The sequence below is a fragment of the Phaeovulum sp. genome (assembly GCF_041596715.1).
Taxonomy (GTDB): Bacteria; Pseudomonadota; Alphaproteobacteria; order Rhodobacterales; family Rhodobacteraceae; genus UBA6213.
Window position 1 is genome coordinate 1 of sequence record NZ_JBFHIA010000047.1, and the last position, 15,667, is coordinate 15,667.

The 15,667-nt window shown below is 62.6% G+C and carries 17 protein-coding genes and 1 pseudogene; 13 read left to right on the top strand and 5 right to left on the bottom strand.

Annotation, left to right across the window (positions count from 1 at the left end; all coding sequences use genetic code 11):
- Positions 1–516, bottom strand: a pseudogene (locus ABY403_RS05025) (GTP cyclohydrolase II); the annotation flags it as partial.
- A gap of 135 nt (positions 517–651) precedes the next feature.
- Here ABY403_RS05025 and ABY403_RS05030 point away from each other — a divergent pair.
- The 6 genes from ABY403_RS05030 (at position 652) to ABY403_RS05055 (ending at position 4,574) form a co-directional block, all read left to right on the top strand.
- Positions 652–1,338, top strand: a complete 687-nt coding sequence (locus ABY403_RS05030; RefSeq protein WP_372839546.1) for a response regulator transcription factor — start codon at positions 652–654, stop codon at positions 1,336–1,338.
- A 169-nt stretch (positions 1,339–1,507) separates the two neighbouring features.
- The gene (locus ABY403_RS05035) at positions 1,508–1,831 is read left to right on the top strand and encodes a hypothetical protein (RefSeq protein ID WP_372839548.1); all 324 of its coding nucleotides are present in this window, start codon (positions 1,508–1,510) and stop codon (positions 1,829–1,831) included.
- Between the two features lie 104 nt (positions 1,832–1,935).
- Positions 1,936–2,724 (top strand): exodeoxyribonuclease III, encoded by a 789-nt coding sequence (locus ABY403_RS05040; RefSeq protein ID WP_372839549.1) that lies wholly within the window; start codon positions 1,936–1,938, stop codon positions 2,722–2,724.
- Between the two features lie 90 nt (positions 2,725–2,814).
- Positions 2,815–3,705: a tetratricopeptide repeat protein gene (locus ABY403_RS05045; RefSeq protein ID WP_372839551.1), complete on the top strand. Its 891-nt coding sequence runs from the start codon at positions 2,815–2,817 to the stop codon at positions 3,703–3,705.
- 24 nt (positions 3,706–3,729) lie between these two features.
- On the top strand, positions 3,730–4,389 hold the full coding sequence (locus tag ABY403_RS05050) for an LON peptidase substrate-binding domain-containing protein (protein WP_372839553.1): 660 nt from the start codon (positions 3,730–3,732) through the stop codon (positions 4,387–4,389).
- Positions 4,386–4,574 carry a Trm112 family protein gene (locus ABY403_RS05055; RefSeq protein ID WP_372839555.1) on the top strand — a complete coding sequence of 63 codons (189 nt, stop codon included), beginning with the start codon at positions 4,386–4,388 and terminating at the stop codon, positions 4,572–4,574. The genes ABY403_RS05050 and ABY403_RS05055 overlap by 4 nt, the downstream gene beginning before the upstream one ends.
- On the opposite strand, the gene ABY403_RS05060 is transcribed toward ABY403_RS05055, so the two are convergent.
- Entirely contained in the window at positions 4,571–5,797 is a 1,227-nt protein-coding gene (locus ABY403_RS05060; RefSeq protein ID WP_372839556.1) for an FAD-dependent monooxygenase, read from the bottom strand. The genes ABY403_RS05055 and ABY403_RS05060 overlap by 4 nt on opposite strands.
- 83 nt (positions 5,798–5,880) lie before the next feature.
- Between ABY403_RS05060 and ABY403_RS05065 the strand changes: the two genes are divergently transcribed.
- From ABY403_RS05065 to ABY403_RS05080, 4 genes are all read left to right on the top strand, one after another.
- Entirely contained in the window at positions 5,881–7,206 is a 1,326-nt protein-coding gene (locus ABY403_RS05065) for an amidase (protein ID WP_372839558.1), read from the top strand.
- Between the two features lie 116 nt (positions 7,207–7,322).
- Positions 7,323–8,501, top strand: a complete 1,179-nt coding sequence (locus ABY403_RS05070; RefSeq protein WP_372839560.1) for an aminotransferase class I/II-fold pyridoxal phosphate-dependent enzyme — start codon at positions 7,323–7,325, stop codon at positions 8,499–8,501.
- Between the two features lie 10 nt (positions 8,502–8,511).
- The gene (locus ABY403_RS05075) at positions 8,512–11,406 is read left to right on the top strand and encodes a DNA translocase FtsK (protein WP_372839562.1); all 2,895 of its coding nucleotides are present in this window, start codon (positions 8,512–8,514) and stop codon (positions 11,404–11,406) included.
- 46 nt (positions 11,407–11,452) lie between these two features.
- Positions 11,453–12,055: an outer membrane lipoprotein carrier protein LolA gene (locus tag ABY403_RS05080; RefSeq protein ID WP_372839564.1), complete on the top strand. Its 603-nt coding sequence runs from the start codon at positions 11,453–11,455 to the stop codon at positions 12,053–12,055.
- Here ABY403_RS05080 and ABY403_RS05085 read toward each other — a convergent pair.
- The gene (locus ABY403_RS05085) at positions 12,052–12,630 is read right to left on the bottom strand and encodes a lytic transglycosylase (RefSeq protein ID WP_372839566.1); all 579 of its coding nucleotides are present in this window, start codon (positions 12,628–12,630) and stop codon (positions 12,052–12,054) included. The genes ABY403_RS05080 and ABY403_RS05085 overlap by 4 nt on opposite strands.
- Positions 12,631–12,808: 178 nt before the next feature.
- Between ABY403_RS05085 and hspQ the strand changes: the two genes are divergently transcribed.
- Positions 12,809–13,135: a heat shock protein HspQ gene (gene hspQ / locus ABY403_RS05090; RefSeq protein WP_372839568.1), complete on the top strand. Its 327-nt coding sequence runs from the start codon at positions 12,809–12,811 to the stop codon at positions 13,133–13,135.
- Here hspQ and ABY403_RS05095 read toward each other — a convergent pair whose 3' ends face one another.
- Both ABY403_RS05095 and ABY403_RS05100 read right to left on the bottom strand, forming a co-directional pair.
- The gene (locus ABY403_RS05095; RefSeq protein WP_372839569.1) at positions 13,136–13,612 is read right to left on the bottom strand and encodes an ATP-binding protein; all 477 of its coding nucleotides are present in this window, start codon (positions 13,610–13,612) and stop codon (positions 13,136–13,138) included.
- 4 nt (positions 13,613–13,616) lie between these two features.
- A complete protein-coding gene (locus ABY403_RS05100; protein ID WP_372839571.1) occupies positions 13,617–13,955 on the bottom strand; it encodes an STAS domain-containing protein in 339 nt (112 codons plus the stop codon).
- A gap of 94 nt (positions 13,956–14,049) precedes the next feature.
- Between ABY403_RS05100 and ABY403_RS05105 the strand changes: the two genes are divergently transcribed.
- Positions 14,050–15,228, top strand: a complete 1,179-nt coding sequence (locus ABY403_RS05105; protein WP_372839573.1) for an acetyl-CoA C-acyltransferase — start codon at positions 14,050–14,052, stop codon at positions 15,226–15,228.
- Between the two features lie 71 nt (positions 15,229–15,299).
- On the top strand, positions 15,300–15,667 hold a 368-nt coding region (locus tag ABY403_RS05110; protein WP_372839575.1), incomplete at its 3' end, for a GAF domain-containing protein.

The window sequence follows — 15,667 nt, forward strand, 5'->3', positions numbered from 1 at the left end:
GTGCAGGCGCGTGGCGCTGCCGATTTCCGCCATCGCCTCGGCGGCATCAAGCCGGGTCAGCCCGGCGGGCGCTGGCCCGGGTAGCGACACCAGAAGTGCCGCGGGCAAAAGCCGCGCCGATTTTGCAAGCGCAAGTGCTGCACGGTGCAGATCGGCAGAACCTTCGCGCGCGGTGCGAAGCGGGCCTTTCATCGGAACGCGCAAATCGTCCGCAGGGTCGGCAAGCGCGCGAAGCCAGCCAAGGTCGGCATCTTGGGGCACAACGACGCGCGCCAGATCGCCATCGTAGGCGCGGGCCTTCAGCGTTTCGGCGCGCCGGTCGGTCAGCGCAAGGGTAAGCGGCCCAAGTGCTGCCAGTGCCGCCAGCCTTTCCGGGGCAAGCGTTTCTACCGCTGCGGCCAGCATTGCCTCGCCCGGCCGCTCCAACACCACGGGCAGGCCCATGCGCAAATCGGCGCGGGCGCGGTTCAGCCGTTCCACGGCGCTTGGGTAAAGGGGGGCAGGGGCGTGATCCATGCGTCAGAGATAGCGCCCTGCGCGAAGAATTGAAACATATCCCCGCCGTGCGACACGTCCGCGTGAAAAAGATTTCAGCCGCCTTGTAGCACGGGGGTATAGGGCGCAGCTTTGGCAGAACCGAAGGAGGACGATATGCCTGGGCTAAAAAAAATACTGCTGGTGGATGATGATACCGATCTGCGCGAGGCCCTGTCAGAGCAGCTTCTGGCGACCGAAGAGTTCGAGGTGACCGAAGCGGGCACCGGTGCCGAGGCAACCGAAAAGGCGCGCGCCGACCTCTTCGATCTGGTCGTGCTGGATGTGGGCCTGCCCGACACCGATGGGCGAGAGCTGTGCAAGCGGTTGCGCAAGCAGGGTGTGAAATGCCCGGTGGTGATGCTGACCGGGCATGACACCGACGCCGATACCATTCTGGGCCTCGACAGTGGCGCGAATGACTACATTACCAAGCCGTTCAAGTTTCCGGTGCTGCTGGCGCGGTTGCGCGCGCAGCTACGCACGCATGAGCAAAGCGAGAACGCGGTTTTTCAGCTTGGCCCCTATACATTCAAACCCGCGATGAAGATGCTGATCGATGCCAAGCAGAAAAAGATCCGCTTGACCGAGAAGGAAACCAACATCCTGAAGTTTCTCTATCGCGCGGGCGATACCATAGTGCCGCGCGAGGTTCTGCTGCACGATGTCTGGGGCTATAACGCGGGCGTCACGACGCATACGCTTGAAACTCACATCTACCGCCTGCGCCAGAAGATCGAGCCCGATCCCACAAGCGCGCGGCTTTTGGTGACCGAATCGGGTGGTTACAGGCTAGTGCCCTGACAGGGCCTGCGCGTTAAAAAAGCGCGAATTAGCAGCGCCAAAATAGACAAATGGGATGCGAGTTCAAAATAATTCGCATCCCATTTTTTTGCCTTCATTTTCTTCTCGCCGGATAGCATTTTCCGTGTGATATAGCACTCGGCGTGGGAGACGCCGAATGGAGAACGATATGAAGTTGTTGAAACAAACTGTCGCGGTATTGGCGGCGACGGTCGTACTGTCGGGTCAGGTATTGGCCCAAGATATTGCTTATACGCTGAACAATTTTTCGTCCCTGATCGTGGTCGAGTTCTATACCTCGCCCGCAGATTCCGACGATTGGGAAGAAGACATTCTTGGCGCGGATGTTTTGGCCCCGGGTGAATCCGGCACGGTGAACATCGCCGATGGCCGCACGCAGTGCGACTATGACCTGCTTTTCGTCATGAGCGACGGGCAAGAGGTGGAAGATACCGTGAATATCTGTGAACTGGGCAGCTACACGCTGCAATAACCAAACTACCACCGCAGGCGGGCGCGGCACGGCCGCGCCCGCTTTTTGCTGGCCGCAAGGTGGACATGCGGGCTAAAAGGCATGGTCCATCAAAGGAAACTGCCATGACGCTGACCATAGCCACCTGGAACATCAACTCGGTCCGACTGCGTGAAGGTCTGGTGGCGCGGCTGCTGCGAGAAGAGGCACCAGACGTGCTGTGCCTTCAGGAATGTAAAAGCCCGGTCGAGGCGATTCCGATGCAAGCGTTCCGCGAGCTTGGCTATGACCACATCGTGGCGCGCGGGCAAAAAGGTTACAACGGTGTTGCGATTCTGTCGCGCTTGCCACTGATGGATGCGGGCAGCGAAGATTTTGCGCAGCTTGGCCATGCCCGCCACGTTGCCGCGCGTATGGAAAGCGGGCTGGTGATTCACAACCTTTATGTGCCTGCTGGGGGTGACGTTCCTGACCGTGCCGAGAACGAGAAGTTCGGCCAAAAGCTCGATTATCTGACCGAACTGCGCGACCATTTCCGGTGGCAAAAACCTGACCGCGCAATATTGGTGGGCGATCTGAACATCGCCCCACGCGAGGACGATGTGTGGAACCACAAGTCACTGCTGAAAATCGTCAGCCACACGCCGATCGAGGTCGAACATCTTGAAGCGGCGCGCGACGCAGGCGATTGGGTTGACGTAACGCGGCAGGACATCCCGGATGGGCCGCTTTTCAGCTGGTGGTCCTATCGCGCGGCCGAATGGGATGTGGCCGACAAGGGGCGCAGGCTTGATCACATCTGGGCCACGCCCGATATCGCGGGCGCGGCGCACGGTAGCCGCATCTTGCGCGAAGCGCGCGGATGGACCCAGCCATCGGACCACGCGCCGGTGTTTGCAAGTTTCGATCTCTGACGCCGCACCTGCGGCATTGCCGCCGCGCCCCCTTGGCGAAGCGGCCGGTCGAACGCATATAGGTAGCAACGCAATTTCAAGGGGGCAGGGATGCTCGCGAACGGACAGATCAAGAACCATGTGAAAGATGTTTCCGAGGCCGATTTCATGGCTGAGGTGGTCGAGAAAAGCCGTGAAGTTCCGGTTATCGTCGATTTCTGGGCACCTTGGTGCGGGCCATGCAAAACGCTTGGCCCGGCGCTTGAAGCGGCGGTCAATGCGGCTGGTGGCAAGGTTGCGATGGCCAAGGTCAACGTGGACCAGAACCAAGGCATTGCCGGGCAACTGCGGGTGCAATCGATCCCCACGGTCTATGCCTTTTGGCAGGGCCAGCCAGTAGATGGCTTTCAAGGTGCCATTCCGGGATCGGAAGTGAAGAAGTTTGTCGATAAGGTTACAGCCCTTGCCGGTGACGGCGGCCTTGCAGAGGCGATCGAGGCGGCCGAGACGATGCTGGCCGAAGGCGCGGTGGTAGACGCGGCCGAGACCTTTGCGGCGATCTTGGGCGAAGAGCCCGAAAACGCTGCGGCCTATGGCGGCCTTGTGCGTGCGCATGTGGCGGCGGGCAATATCGAGCAGGCCGAAAGCTTTCTGAACGCGGCACCGGCGGCGATCGCACTATCTGCCCCCATCGAGGCGGCGCGCGCGCAACTGGCGCTGGCGCGGCAGGCGGCGAAGGCCGGGCCGGTTGCCGAACTGCTTTCGCTTACCCTTGCTGACCCGCAAAATCATCAGGCGCGGTTTGATCTGGCGCTGGCGCTGCACGCGTCGGGCAAGGTCGAAGCCGCAGTTGAAGAATTGCTGGAACTGTTCCGGCGTGACCGCGAATGGAACGATGGCGCGGCTAAGGCGCAGTTGCTGACCATCTTCGGGGCGCTCAAGCCGACTGACCCGATCGTACTCAAGGGGCGGCGCAAGCTTTCCTCGATGATCTTTCTCTAACGCGCCACGCGGGGCGGAGGCTCGATGATCTTCAAGACCGGCGATCTTCCTGAAACACTGCCGCTGTTCCCGCTGCCGGGGGCGCTGCTGTTGCCCCGTGCGCGCTTGCCGCTGCAACTGTTCGAGCCGCGCTATCTGCAAATGCTCGAAGACAGTCTGAAGACCCGCAACAGGCTGATCGGCATGATTCAACCGCGTAGTGGCGCGGCTTCGGGGCAGTTGAACACGGTGGGCTGCGCCGGTCGTGTTACCTCGTTTCTGGAAACCGACGACGGGCGCTATATGGTCACGCTTAGCGGTATCAGCCGTTTTCGCTTGGTGAACGAAGTGCCGGGCTTCACCCCCTATAGGCGCGGCGAGGTGGATTGGGCAGATTTCGCGTCCGATCTGCGCAGGGCCGACCCGGACGAGAGCTTTCAACGTGGACCGTTTCTGGAGTTGTTGCGCCGGTTTTTTGCCGCCGCCGAGCTTTCGACCGACTGGGATACGCTGAAGGATGCTGAAAACGAGCTATTGATCGACTCGCTTTCGATGCTGTTGCCGCTTGCCCCCGAAGACAAGCAGGCGTTGCTTGAAGCGCCGAATCTGCAAGCGCGGCGCGAAACGCTGGAAACGCTGCTGGAGTTTGCCCTGCGCAGCGGGGGAATGGGCGGTGGCGGCGGAAATGAAGACATGCTGCAATGACAGATGAGGTCAAGCCACTGTTCGACCGGCGTATGCTAGAGGCACTCGTTTGCCCGCTGACCCATGCGGTGCTGTCTTATGATGCCGAGGCACAGGAACTGATCTCGCGCCCCGCAAAGCTTGCCTACCCGATCCGCAGCGGCGTGCCGATCTTGCTGCCAGACGAGGCGCGGCGGCTCGACTAAAGTTTCTGGCCAGCAAGCAGGCGCGGTGGGTCGGGCAAAAGCCCCGCTGCTTGTCGCATGAACGCGCGGCGCAGCATCGGCATCGATTGCACCAATCCCAAGCCGATGTCGCGGCCAGCGCGCAGCAGCGGGTTATCATTGGAAAAGAGCCGGTTGACCCCGTCCATACCCAGCGCCAGCGCGGTTGCGTCAAACCGCCTATGGCCTTGATAACGCGCCAGCACATTCGCCGCGCCAATGTCTTCGCCGCGCCGATGTGCCTCGACCAGCACTTCGGCCAGCACCGCCACATCGCGCAGCCCAAGGTTCAACCCTTGCCCCGCGACCGGGTGCACACCGTGCGCCGCATCGCCGGCCAAAGCCACGCGCGCGGCGGTGTAGGCATTTGCGAGCGTAAGGTTCAGCGGATAGCTGAACCGTGGGCCGATTAGTTGCACCTCGCCGAGGCCCGGCGGCAGCCTTTCGCGTAAAAGCGCCAAGAAATCGGCGTCGGGCAGGGCGGCGAGGGTTCGGGCGTTGGCGTCGGTCTCGCTCCAGACGATAGAGGTGCGGTTGCCTAGTAGCGGCAGCAGCGCCAGCGGCCCGGTCGGCAAGAACACCTGCTGGGCCACGCCGTGATGCGGTTGTTCGTGCTCAAGCGCGCAGACAAGCGCGGTCTGCCCGTAGCCCCAGCCGGTGCGGGTGATGCCAGCGCGCTCTGCCACGGATGAACGGCGGCCATCGGCACCCACCAGCACGCGGGCGGTAAGGGTGCGGCCATCGGAAAGCGTGGCGTTGATGCCAACCAGTTCCGGTTCCTGCGCGATTACCGATGTTGCGCAGATCAGTGTGATGCGCGGGCTTGCCACCATCGCATCCGCCAGGGCGCGGGCAAGAAACCGGTCTTCCAGCATATAGCCCAGCGGCCCGCCTTCGAGCTCGGCTGAATCGAAGTTCAAAGCCAGCGGAGAAGGGCTTTCGCCCGCGCGGCCATCGGCGGCGCGCACGCGCAGGATCGGTTGTGCGTCGGCGGCCACGGCGGGCCAAACGTCAATTGCGGCCAGCAACCGCTGCGAGGCGATCGCCAGCGCATAGGCGCGCCCGTCGAAGCCCTCGTTGGCGCGCGCCCGTGCGGGCTGGGCATCAACCACGGTCACGCGCAGCCCGGCTTGCGCCAGCGCCAGCGCCAAGGCCGGGCCGTTCAGGCCGCCACCCGCAATCAGCACATCGGAATCATGTTTCATCCTGCCACTATGGCGCGCCCGTGCGGGATTGTCCAAGCCCGCCCATGCAGCTAGCCTGCGCGCGAATAATCGGGGGGTGCGAAATGGATTGGCGGAATGCAAGTGCGGCAGAGCAAGGCCGGGCGATTGCAGCGGGCAAGGCTTGCCCGGTTGATCTGACCGAGGCATATCTTGAAGCGGCATCGACGCATCCCGAAGGACACCGCATCTATGCCCGCTTTACCGCGGAACGAGCGCGGGCCGAGGCAATGGCTGCGCGGGCGCGCGCGCGTGCCGGTCTGGGGCGCGGGCCGCTTGATGGGGTGGCGCTGTCGTGGAAGGATTTGTTCGATAGTGCGGGCGTGGCCACGGAAGCGGGCAGCAAGCTTCTGAAGGGCCGCGTGCCCGACGCCGATGCCGAGGTGCTGCGGCGCGCGACGCTGCAAGGCGCGGTTTGCCTTGGCAAGACGCATATGACCGAACTCGCGTTTTCCGGGCTGGGCGTGAACCCTTCGACCGCCACCCCGCCCAATGTGCACGACGCGCGACTGGCACCGGGCGGGTCTTCCTCGGGTGCGGCGGTGTCGGTGGCAATGGGGCTGGCTGCGGCGGCTATCGGGTCTGACACTGGCGGATCGGTGCGCATACCGGCGGCGTGGAACGATCTTGTGGGCTTGAAGACAACGCATGGGCGGCTGCCGCTGACCGGGGTTGTGCCGCTGTGCGCGCGGTTCGACACGGTGGGGCCGCTGGCCCGAACGGTTGAAGATTGCGCCCTGCTTCTGGCCATGCTCGATGGCGGTCACCCGGCAGATCTGCGCGGCGCAAGCCTTGCCGGGGCGCGTCTGCTGGTGTTGGAAGGGTTGCCACTTGAAGGGACGCGCGAAGCGCCGCGCAAGGGGTTCGAGGCCGCGGTGGACAAGTTGGCCGCAGCGGGGGCGCGGCTGGAACGGCGCGGTCTTGATATGGTCGATGCGGCGATGGCGCTTTCGGGCGTTTTGTTCGCGCCCGAGGCCTACGGGCTGTGGAAAGACGTAATCGAGGCCAACCCCAAAGCAATGTATCCGCTTATACTGGAGCGGTTCCGCACCGGGGCCAACGTGCTTGCCGCCGATTACGTCGCCGCGTGGGCCGCGTTGGACCGCTACCGGGTCGAATGGCGCGCCGCGACCGAGGGCTATGACGCGGTGTTGGTGCCAACATCACCGATCCTGCCGCCCGACGCCGCACGGCTGATTTCGGACCCTGCTTACTTTGCCTCTGAAAACCTGCTCGCGCTGCGCAACACGCGGATCGGCAACATTTTTGGGTTGAGCGTGCTGACCCTGCCAACTGGCCTGCCTACCACGGGAATCTCGCTTATGGCCGCGCCCGGCGCGGAAGAGCGGCTCTTGCGATTAGGCGTGGCGGCCGAGGCCGCGCTCGGCTGAAAAGCCACAAACAGCTTTGCAACCACCCGGAAAGCCGCACTTTTTCTGGACGTGCGGCACCCTGGCGGGTAGGTTTGTGCAAACGGGGCGCTACGACCCCGGTATGAGAGGCAGATATGGCGTTTCCCGAGCGGTTCTCGAGCCTGCCCGAATATGCGTTTCCGCGGCTGCGGAAGCTGCTGGATTCGCATGTGCCCGGCGCTGCGCCCATTTCCATGACTATCGGCGAGCCGCGCCATCCGATGCCCGCGTTTCTGGCCGATACGCTGGCCGCGCATATGCAGGAGTTCGCGGTCTATCCGCCCAATGACGGCTCGCCCGATCTTTTGGCCGCGATCTCACGCTGGATCGCGCGGCGCTACCATGCCGAGGTCGCGCCCGACCGGATCATGGCGCTGAACGGCACCCGCGAGGGGCTGTTCAACGCAGCACTTGCGCTTTGCCCGCAAACCAAACGCGGCAAGCGACCCGTGGTCTTGATGCCAAACCCGTTCTATCAGGTTTACGCGATGGCGGCGCTGACCTTGGGGGCCGAGCCTGTCTATGTGCCCGCGACCGAGGCGACCGGTTTCTTGCCCGATTACGCGGGCCTTCCGGCAGAGGTGCTTGACCGGGTGGCGCTTGCCTATCTGTGTTCACCTGCCAATCCGCAAGGCGTGGTTGCACCGCGCGATTACATCGCCGGCTTGCTGGCATTGGCCGAAAAGCATGATTTTCAGCTTTTGTCCGACGAATGTTATTCAGAGCTTTGGCACATTGCGCCGCCCCCCGGCGCGCTAGAGGTTGCAAGCGAAGTCGGTGCCGACCCGGAACGGGTGCTGGCGTTCAATTCGCTTTCCAAACGCTCGAACATGCCGGGGCTTCGGTCGGGGTTTGTGGCAGGTGGGCGCGAAAGCATCGCGCGGATTCGCCAGTTGCGCGCCTATGCCGGTGCGCCGCTGCCGCTGCCGTTGCAGCGCGTGGCAGAGCGTGCTTGGTCTGACGAAGCGCATGTTGAAGCCAACCGTATGCTCTACGTCGAAAAATACGCTGTGGCGGCGCAGATTTTTGCGGGCGTCAACGGCTATCGCACGCCCGAGGGCGGGTTCTTTTTGTGGCTGCCGGTCGCCGATGGTGAGGCCGCGGCGCTGAAAGCCTGGGTCGAAACCGGGGTGCGGGTGTTACCGGGTGCCTATCTGGCGCGCGATGTGGCCGGGCAAAACCCCGGAAAAGAATATATTCGCGTCGCGTTGGTTGCGCCGCGTGACGAAACCGAACGTGGGCTGAAAAGTCTGCGCGAATGCCTGTATGCGTGAGGTGAAGAAGATGGCTTCTTATCAGGCCCGACGTCGCGACCCGCTCTTGGACGAGGGAACGCAGGCGATGATCGAGCGGCGCGGCAAGGAATTGCTGGGTACGCTACTGGTTGGCCTCGGCATTCTCGTGGCGCTGATGCTGGGCAGCTATTCACCCTCGGACCCAAGCTGGATGGCAGCAACCGAAGAGCCGGTGCAAAACCTGCTTGGCCGGGTCGGGGCGGGGATGGCCTCGTCGCTGATGGTGATCGTCGGGAAGGGCGCTTGGGCCATTGCCATTGCGCTGATCGTTTGGGGGCTGCGGCTTGCCGCGCATTTTGGCGAGGATCGGCTGTTGAGCCGTGCCCCGCTAACACCGATCTGGGTGGCGCTGGCTGCGGTCTATGCCGCAACGCTGGTGCCGGGCGCGGACTGGGTGCATGCGTTCGGGCTGGGCGGGCTGTTCGGCGACACCGTTGTGGGCGCGCTGTTGAACCTCTCGCCGGTGGAATCCGCGTTGGGGCTGAAACTCGTGACACTTTTCGTGGCGCTGGTCGCGGCGGCTGCGGGGCTGATCGTGCTTGGGGTCGATACTGCCGAGGCGCGGGTGTTTGCGCGCTTTTTGCTGGTGGGTATGGTGCTGCTTTACGCCGGGCTGATGTCGCTGCTGGGGCGTGGCGCTTCGGCATCGTTGCGGCTGGCACAAAACGCGCGCGAAAGGTCGCGCGAGCGCCGTGAAGAAGCGGCCGAACGCGCTGCCGAGCTTGCTGCGTGGCGCGAACAGGAAGCAGGTTGGCACCCCACACCGCAGCTTGCCGCGCCCGAGCGCGCCCATGCCGCGCCACGTATTCGCCGCGCTGTCGAGCCCGAAACTTGGGCCGAAGCGCTGCCCGAACTGGTCGAGGCGCAGCCGTTTACGCATGTGCCCGCGCCCGAAGCGCCCAGCGAAGACCGTATCCGCACACGCATCGCCGACGCCGTGCGCGCCCGCTCGGCGGCAGGGGCGGCAGCGCCCTTGCCCACCACGCAACCCGTTGCCGCCGAAGCTGCTGCTGCTGCTCCGGCCGCCTCGGTGTTGTCTGCTGTGGCGGCGCGGTTGACCCGTGTCGCGAAACCCGTGCCCGAGGCTGCGGTGCGGGCCGAGCCGCCGTTGCGTGCCGCAGCGCCGCGGTTCATGCCAGCGCCCCCGCCTGCCGCGCCCACTGCCACGCCAAGCGCGCCGATTGCCGAAGTTGACGTTGCAGACGAATGGCAAACGGTTGAGGAAGAAATGCCCCCGCTGGTGCTGGGGCGCGCGCTTTTGGCCAATACAGAGCCGAAACGGGTGGTGCAGCACGTTGCGCGCAAATCGGCCACTGCCTCGCGGCAAGCGCAGGCCGAAGCGCAGCCGAAACTGCGGCTTGAGCCTGAACCGCAGGCATACGAGCCGCCCCCGCTTAGCCTGCTGACCAACCCGGTGCACATCCAGCGCCATTCGCTTTCGGATGAAGCGTTGGAAGAAAACGCGCGGATGCTGGAAAACGTGCTCGACGATTACGGGGTCAAAGGCGACATCGTTTCGGTGCGCCCCGGCCCGGTCGTGACGATGTACGAGCTTGAACCGGCGCCGGGGCTAAAGGCCAGCCGGGTGATCGGCCTTGCAGACGATATCGCGCGGTCAATGTCGGCGCTTTCGGCGCGGGTATCGACCATGCCGGGGCGCAGCGTGATCGGCATCGAATTGCCCAATACCCACCGCGAAAAAGTGGTGCTGCGCGAAATCCTTTCGGACCGCGGTTTTGGCGATAGCATGGCAAAACTGCCGCTGGCGCTGGGCAAGGATATTTTTGGCGAGCCGGTGGTGGCCAGTTTGGCCAAGATGCCCCACTTGCTGATTGCCGGCACCACCGGCTCGGGCAAGTCCGTGGCGATCAACACGATGATCCTGAGCCTTGTCTACAAGCTTTCGCCGGCCGAATGTCGGCTGATCATGATCGACCCCAAGATGCTGGAACTCAGCGTCTATGACGGTATCCCGCATCTGCTGTCGCCTGTTGTCACCGACCCGAAAAAGGCCGTTGTGGCGCTGAAATGGGTGGTGGGCGAGATGGAGGAGCGCTACCGGAAAATGTCAAAAACCGGGGTGCGCAACATCGAAGGCTACAACGGCCGTGTGCATGAGGCGCTAGAGCGCGGCGAAATGTTCCGCCGCACCGTGCAGACCGGGTTTGACGAAGACACCGGCGAGCCGATCTTCGAGACTGAAGAGTTTGCGCCGCAGACGCTGCCTTACATCGTGGTCGTGGTCGATGAAATGGCCGATCTGATGATGGTCGCGGGCAAAGAGATTGAAGCCTGCATCCAGCGGTTGGCGCAGATGGCGCGGGCCTCGGGCATCCACCTCATCATGGCAACGCAGCGCCCCTCGGTCGATGTCATCACCGGCACGATCAAGGCCAACTTCCCCACCCGCATCAGTTTTCAAGTCACCTCGAAAATCGACAGTCGCACCATTTTGGGCGAGCAAGGGGCAGAACAACTGCTGGGCATGGGCGACATGTTGTATATGGCCGGGGGCGGGCGGATCACCCGCATCCACGGCCCCTTTGTCAGCGACGAAGAGGTTGAGGAAATCGTCAACCACCTCAAATCCTTCGGCCCGCCCGAATACCATTCAGGCGTGGTCGATGGCCCCGATGACGACCGCGAGGCCGATATTGATGCGGTGCTTGGGCTTGGTGGCGGCGACGATGTGGAAAACGCGCTCTACGATACCGCTGTGGCGATCGTGATCCGTGACCGCAAATGTTCGACCTCGTATATCCAGCGCAAACTTGGTGTAGGCTATAACAAGGCAGCAAAACTGGTTGAGCAGATGGAAGACCAAGGCGTGGTCTCAAGCGCAAACCATGTCGGCAAGCGCGAGATACTGGTGCCTGAACAGTGATCGGGCGGGGCTAGAAGCGCGGCGAATTAGCGACTAGATTCACCGCATGAAAAGCCTTGCCCCCGCCCTTGCCCTTGTGCTGGCCCTGCTACCCGCGCTGCCTGCCAATGCGCAGAACCAAACGCTTGATGCGCTGTCAGCGTATCTCAACGGCATCCGCAGCGCCGAGACGACCTTCAGCCAGATCAACGCCGATGGCTCGCGCTCGACCGGCAAGCTTTTTCTTTACCGCCCCGGGCGGGCGCGGTTCGAGTATGACCCGCCCGAACAGACGCTGGTGCTTGCCTCGGGTGGGCAGGTGGCGATCTTTGACGGCAAGTCAAACGGCCCGGCCGAGCAATATCCGCTCAAGCTGACGCCGCTCAACCTTGTGCTGGCGCGCAATGTCAATCTGGCAGAGGCTGACAACGTTGTCAGCTATGGCAGCGACGCCTCGATGACTTGGGTCGAGGCGCAAGACCCCGACCACCCGGAATACGGCTCTATCCTGCTGATCTTTTCGCCCGATCCCATCACGCTGAAGCAATGGATTATCCGCGACGAGTTCGGCAACCAGACGTCAGTGCTGCTCGACAACCTGACGTTTGGCGAAGACTATTCGAACTTTCTGTTCGACATAGACACCGAATCTGATCGCCGCGAAAACTAGAGTTTGCCGCAGGCGGCAAGCTGGCGCTGGTACATGTCAGCGCGTGCTGCCACGTTGGACGCCACCTGCAACAGCCACCCCTTGGAACGATAGCTGCCCCGCGCATAGCCCGAGCGGCCCTCGTGGTAGGCAAGGTATTGGTTGCGCGTGTCGGTCTTGGCGATGCCAAGCGCCTTTTCGGAACCGTCGAGATACCAGCCGATGAAGTCGGTAGCGTCGTCAATATCGGTGCGGCTTTTGCCAAACCCGCGCGTTGCGGCTTCGTAATCAGCCCATGTGCCGTCGAGCGCCTGCGCATAGCCGTAGGCCGAGCTGATGCGCCCGAGTGGAATGATTCCCAACGCATAGCGCCGCGGTGTGCGGGCGTTGCCGACAAATTTCGATTCCTGATAGATGATCGCCATCTGCACCGAAACCGGCACATCCCACTCTTTTTCGGTCCTGTTCATGGCCCGCAAGTAGCTTGGCCGTTCTCGCACCAGCGCACAGGCGTCATCAAGGTTTCGCGGTTCTGAAAACCTGCCGCCGCAAGAGGCGACCAGTAAGGCCACCGCCAGCCATAGAAATCTGCCCATATCACTGCCTCAGTTCTTGTTTTGCGAAGACCCTAACAAAATTGTGCGCGCCGGGAAATCACGAATCCACTTTCACAACTGTCTGGCTTCGGTTCACAGACTGTTTCCGCACGAATCGCGGCGGGGTGGTGGACTTGTGCCCCCCTAGAAGGCTATTTTGATATCCGGGGGCATTGCTATGCAGACATCGCGTGCAAAGTATCATCTGGGCCAAGTGGTCCGTCATCGAAAGCACCCGTTTCGCGGTGTGGTTTTCGATGTCGATGCGATGTTTTCCAACACGCAGGAATGGTATGACGCCATCCCCGAGGATAGCCGCCCCTCGAAGGATCAGCCCTTTTACCACCTGCTGGCCGAGAATGGGACGGGCTACTATGTGGCCTATGTCTCCGAGCAGAATCTGGTAGCGGATTATTCTGGCGAGCCGGTGGGCCACCCGGATCTGCCCGATCTGTTCGGCGATTTTGAGGATGGCCGCTACCCGTTGCAGTTCCAGATGAACTGATTATCCCTCCGGCGCACCCAGCGGCAGACGAAAATCCAACAGATTTTGGCCGTCTTCGCGCCGATAGCGCAAATCGCGCGCGAGATCGTGAATCAAGAACCAACCAAACCCGCCTTCGGGCAAGCTTTCGGCTGCAACGGCGGTGTCGGGCAGGCCGGGTGGATGCAGGCATCGCGAGGGCAAAGGCTTGCCGTCGTCAATGAGCGAGCAGGAAAGCCCGCGCCCGTCGCAGAGGATTGAAAGCGATATCGAGCCTACCCGACCGGGCGCATAGCCATGTTCGACGATGTTATTCATCAGCTCTGCCAACAGCAGCTCTAGCGCGCCCGCTTCACCCTCGCTGATATGTGGTGCAAAGCGTGCCATCACCGCATGCAGCACCTTGCGGACGGCATGCTGTTCGGCGGGAAACACGCTTTGAAATACCCCGGTGCAGCGTCCTTGCTGCGGTGCGGACCGGTTTTTGGGCAGAGACATCTGCTCAGCCCACATCACGCAAGCCATCGCGCGGCACATCCGCCGAAATCGTGAAGACCGAATCCATTCGCGTCAGGCGAAAGACCCGTTCGACATTTGCGCTTAGCCCGCGCAATTCCAATTGTCGGCCGGGTGACAGGCTTTTCATCACCGCCACCAGCGCCCCAAGGCCCGAGCTATCGAGAAAGCCCACCTCGGCCATGTCCAGAACGACATGCGGCGATGGGTAGGCCAGCATCTCGCGCATCCGATCTTTGAACTCGATCGCAATTGCGGCGTCTAGGCGCGATTCGCACAGCCGCACCACCAAAGAGCTATCGACCGCCTCTGCAGAGAGTTTCATTTGCTTTCCCGCACAGATCCAACGCGCCCAAGGCTAGACGGCAAAGCTTACCATTCGGTATGCATGAAAGCGTGGGTCAGAAAGCGAGGGTGATATGCAAAGCGTGGCAATCGTAGGCGCGGCACGAACGGCGATGGGCGGCCTGCAAGGCGTATTCGCGCAGCTTTCGGCGGCAGAGCTTGGTGGTGCTGCAATCGCCGCGGCGCTGGCGCAAGCTGGCGTCGCATCGGCTCGGGTAGAAGAGCTGATGATGGGCTGCGTGCTGCCCGCTGGCCAAGGTCAGGCACCCGCGCGCCAAGCCGGTTTTGCGGCAGGGCTTGGGCAAGAGGTTCCCGCCACCACGATCAACAAGATGTGCGGCTCGGGTATGCGTGCGGCGATGATGGCGCATGACCAGATCGCGCTTGGCGCGACCGGGTTGATGGTTGCAGGCGGCATGGAAAGCATGTCGAACGCGCCCTATCTTTTGCTAAAGATGCGTGCTGGCGCGCGGCTTGGCCATGCCCAGGCGCTTGACCACATGTTTCTCGACGGGCTTGAGGATGCCTATGACAAAGGTCGCCTGATGGGCACTTTTGCCGAGGATTGCGCAGGTGCCTTCGCCTTTAGCCGCGAGGCGCAGGATGCCTATGCCTTGGCCTCGTTGAACCGCGCACTTGGTGCAGAGGCTTCGGGCGCATTCAAAGGCGAAATCGCGCCAGTTACGATCACTGGCAAAGGTGGTAGCAAGGTGGTGGCGGCGGACGAACAGCCAGCACTTGCGCGCCCCGAAAAGATACCGCTTCTGAAGCCCGCCTTCCGGCAAGGCGGCACTGTTACTGCCGCCAACTCTTCCTCTATATCGGATGGTGCCGCGGCCTTGGTGCTGGCTTCGCACGAGGTGGCAGGGGCAGAGGGCCTTCCCATCCGCGCCCGCATCCTTGGGCATGCAAGCCACGCCCAAGCCCCCGCCGATTTTCCAACCGCGCCCGTGCCGGCTGCTGAAAAGCTGCTCAAGCGGCTTGGATGGGCCGTCAATGATGTTGATTTGTGGGAGGTGAACGAGGCTTTCGCGGTGGTGCCGATGGCCTTCATGGCGCGGCTTGGGGTGCCGCATGAGCGAGTTAACATCCACGGCGGCGCTTGTGCGCTTGGCCACCCGATCGGCGCTTCTGGCGCGCGTATCATCGTGACGCTGTTGCACGCGCTGGAAACCCGCGGGCTCAAGCGTGGCATCGCCGCCATTTGCATCGGCGGTGGCGAGGGTACGGCAATTGCGATTGAGCGGCCTTAGTTCGCCCTTGCTCAGATACCCCGCAGGGGGGTAGGGGCGTGGTAAGCCCAACACTTGCCAGAAAGGCCCTCATGCGCGTCGATTATACGAACCTTGCCGCCACCATTGGTGCCCTTACCCACGGCGAAACCGATGAGGTCGCGCTGATGGCGACGCTCGCCTGCGAAATCCACCACGCCGACGATCGCTTTGACTGGACCGGCTTTTACCGTGTTGTCGCGCCAGAGTTGATGAAGATCGGCCCATATCAGGGTGGTCACGGTTGCCTTGTCATCCCGTTCTCTCGGGGGGTCTGCGGTGCGGTGGCGCGCAGCGGCAAGCCGATGAACGTGCCTGATGTTGCGGCTTTCGCCGACCACATCGCCTGCTCTTCCACCACCCGATCCGAGTTGGTGCTGCCGGTGCACGGCCTTGGTGGAAGGCTGATCGGCGTGCTTGA

Coding starts and splice junctions, on each gene's coding strand:
- ABY403_RS05040 (WP_372839549.1), top strand. CDS start 1,936: ATGACGCTGACCATAGCCACCTGGAACATCAACTCGGTCCGACTGCGT.
- ABY403_RS05050 (WP_372839553.1), top strand. CDS start 3,730: ATGATCTTCAAGACCGGCGATCTTCCTGAAACACTGCCGCTGTTCCCG.
- ABY403_RS05030 (WP_372839546.1), top strand. CDS start 652: ATGCCTGGGCTAAAAAAAATACTGCTGGTGGATGATGATACCGATCTG.
- ABY403_RS05080 (WP_372839564.1), top strand. CDS start 11,453: ATGAAAAGCCTTGCCCCCGCCCTTGCCCTTGTGCTGGCCCTGCTACCC.
- ABY403_RS05070 (WP_372839560.1), top strand. CDS start 7,323: ATGGCGTTTCCCGAGCGGTTCTCGAGCCTGCCCGAATATGCGTTTCCG.
- ABY403_RS05045 (WP_372839551.1), top strand. CDS start 2,815: ATGCTCGCGAACGGACAGATCAAGAACCATGTGAAAGATGTTTCCGAG.
- ABY403_RS05095 (WP_372839569.1), bottom strand. CDS start 13,612: ATGTCTCTGCCCAAAAACCGGTCCGCACCGCAGCAAGGACGCTGCACC.
- ABY403_RS05060 (WP_372839556.1), bottom strand. CDS start 5,797: ATGAAACATGATTCCGATGTGCTGATTGCGGGTGGCGGCCTGAACGGC.
- ABY403_RS05065 (WP_372839558.1), top strand. CDS start 5,881: ATGGATTGGCGGAATGCAAGTGCGGCAGAGCAAGGCCGGGCGATTGCA.
- ABY403_RS05035 (WP_372839548.1), top strand. CDS start 1,508: ATGAAGTTGTTGAAACAAACTGTCGCGGTATTGGCGGCGACGGTCGTA.
- ABY403_RS05055 (WP_372839555.1), top strand. CDS start 4,386: ATGACAGATGAGGTCAAGCCACTGTTCGACCGGCGTATGCTAGAGGCA.
- ABY403_RS05100 (WP_372839571.1), bottom strand. CDS start 13,955: ATGAAACTCTCTGCAGAGGCGGTCGATAGCTCTTTGGTGGTGCGGCTG.
- ABY403_RS05085 (WP_372839566.1), bottom strand. CDS start 12,630: ATGGGCAGATTTCTATGGCTGGCGGTGGCCTTACTGGTCGCCTCTTGC.
- ABY403_RS05075 (WP_372839562.1), top strand. CDS start 8,512: ATGGCTTCTTATCAGGCCCGACGTCGCGACCCGCTCTTGGACGAGGGA.
- ABY403_RS05105 (WP_372839573.1), top strand. CDS start 14,050: ATGCAAAGCGTGGCAATCGTAGGCGCGGCACGAACGGCGATGGGCGGC.
- hspQ (WP_372839568.1), top strand. CDS start 12,809: ATGCAGACATCGCGTGCAAAGTATCATCTGGGCCAAGTGGTCCGTCAT.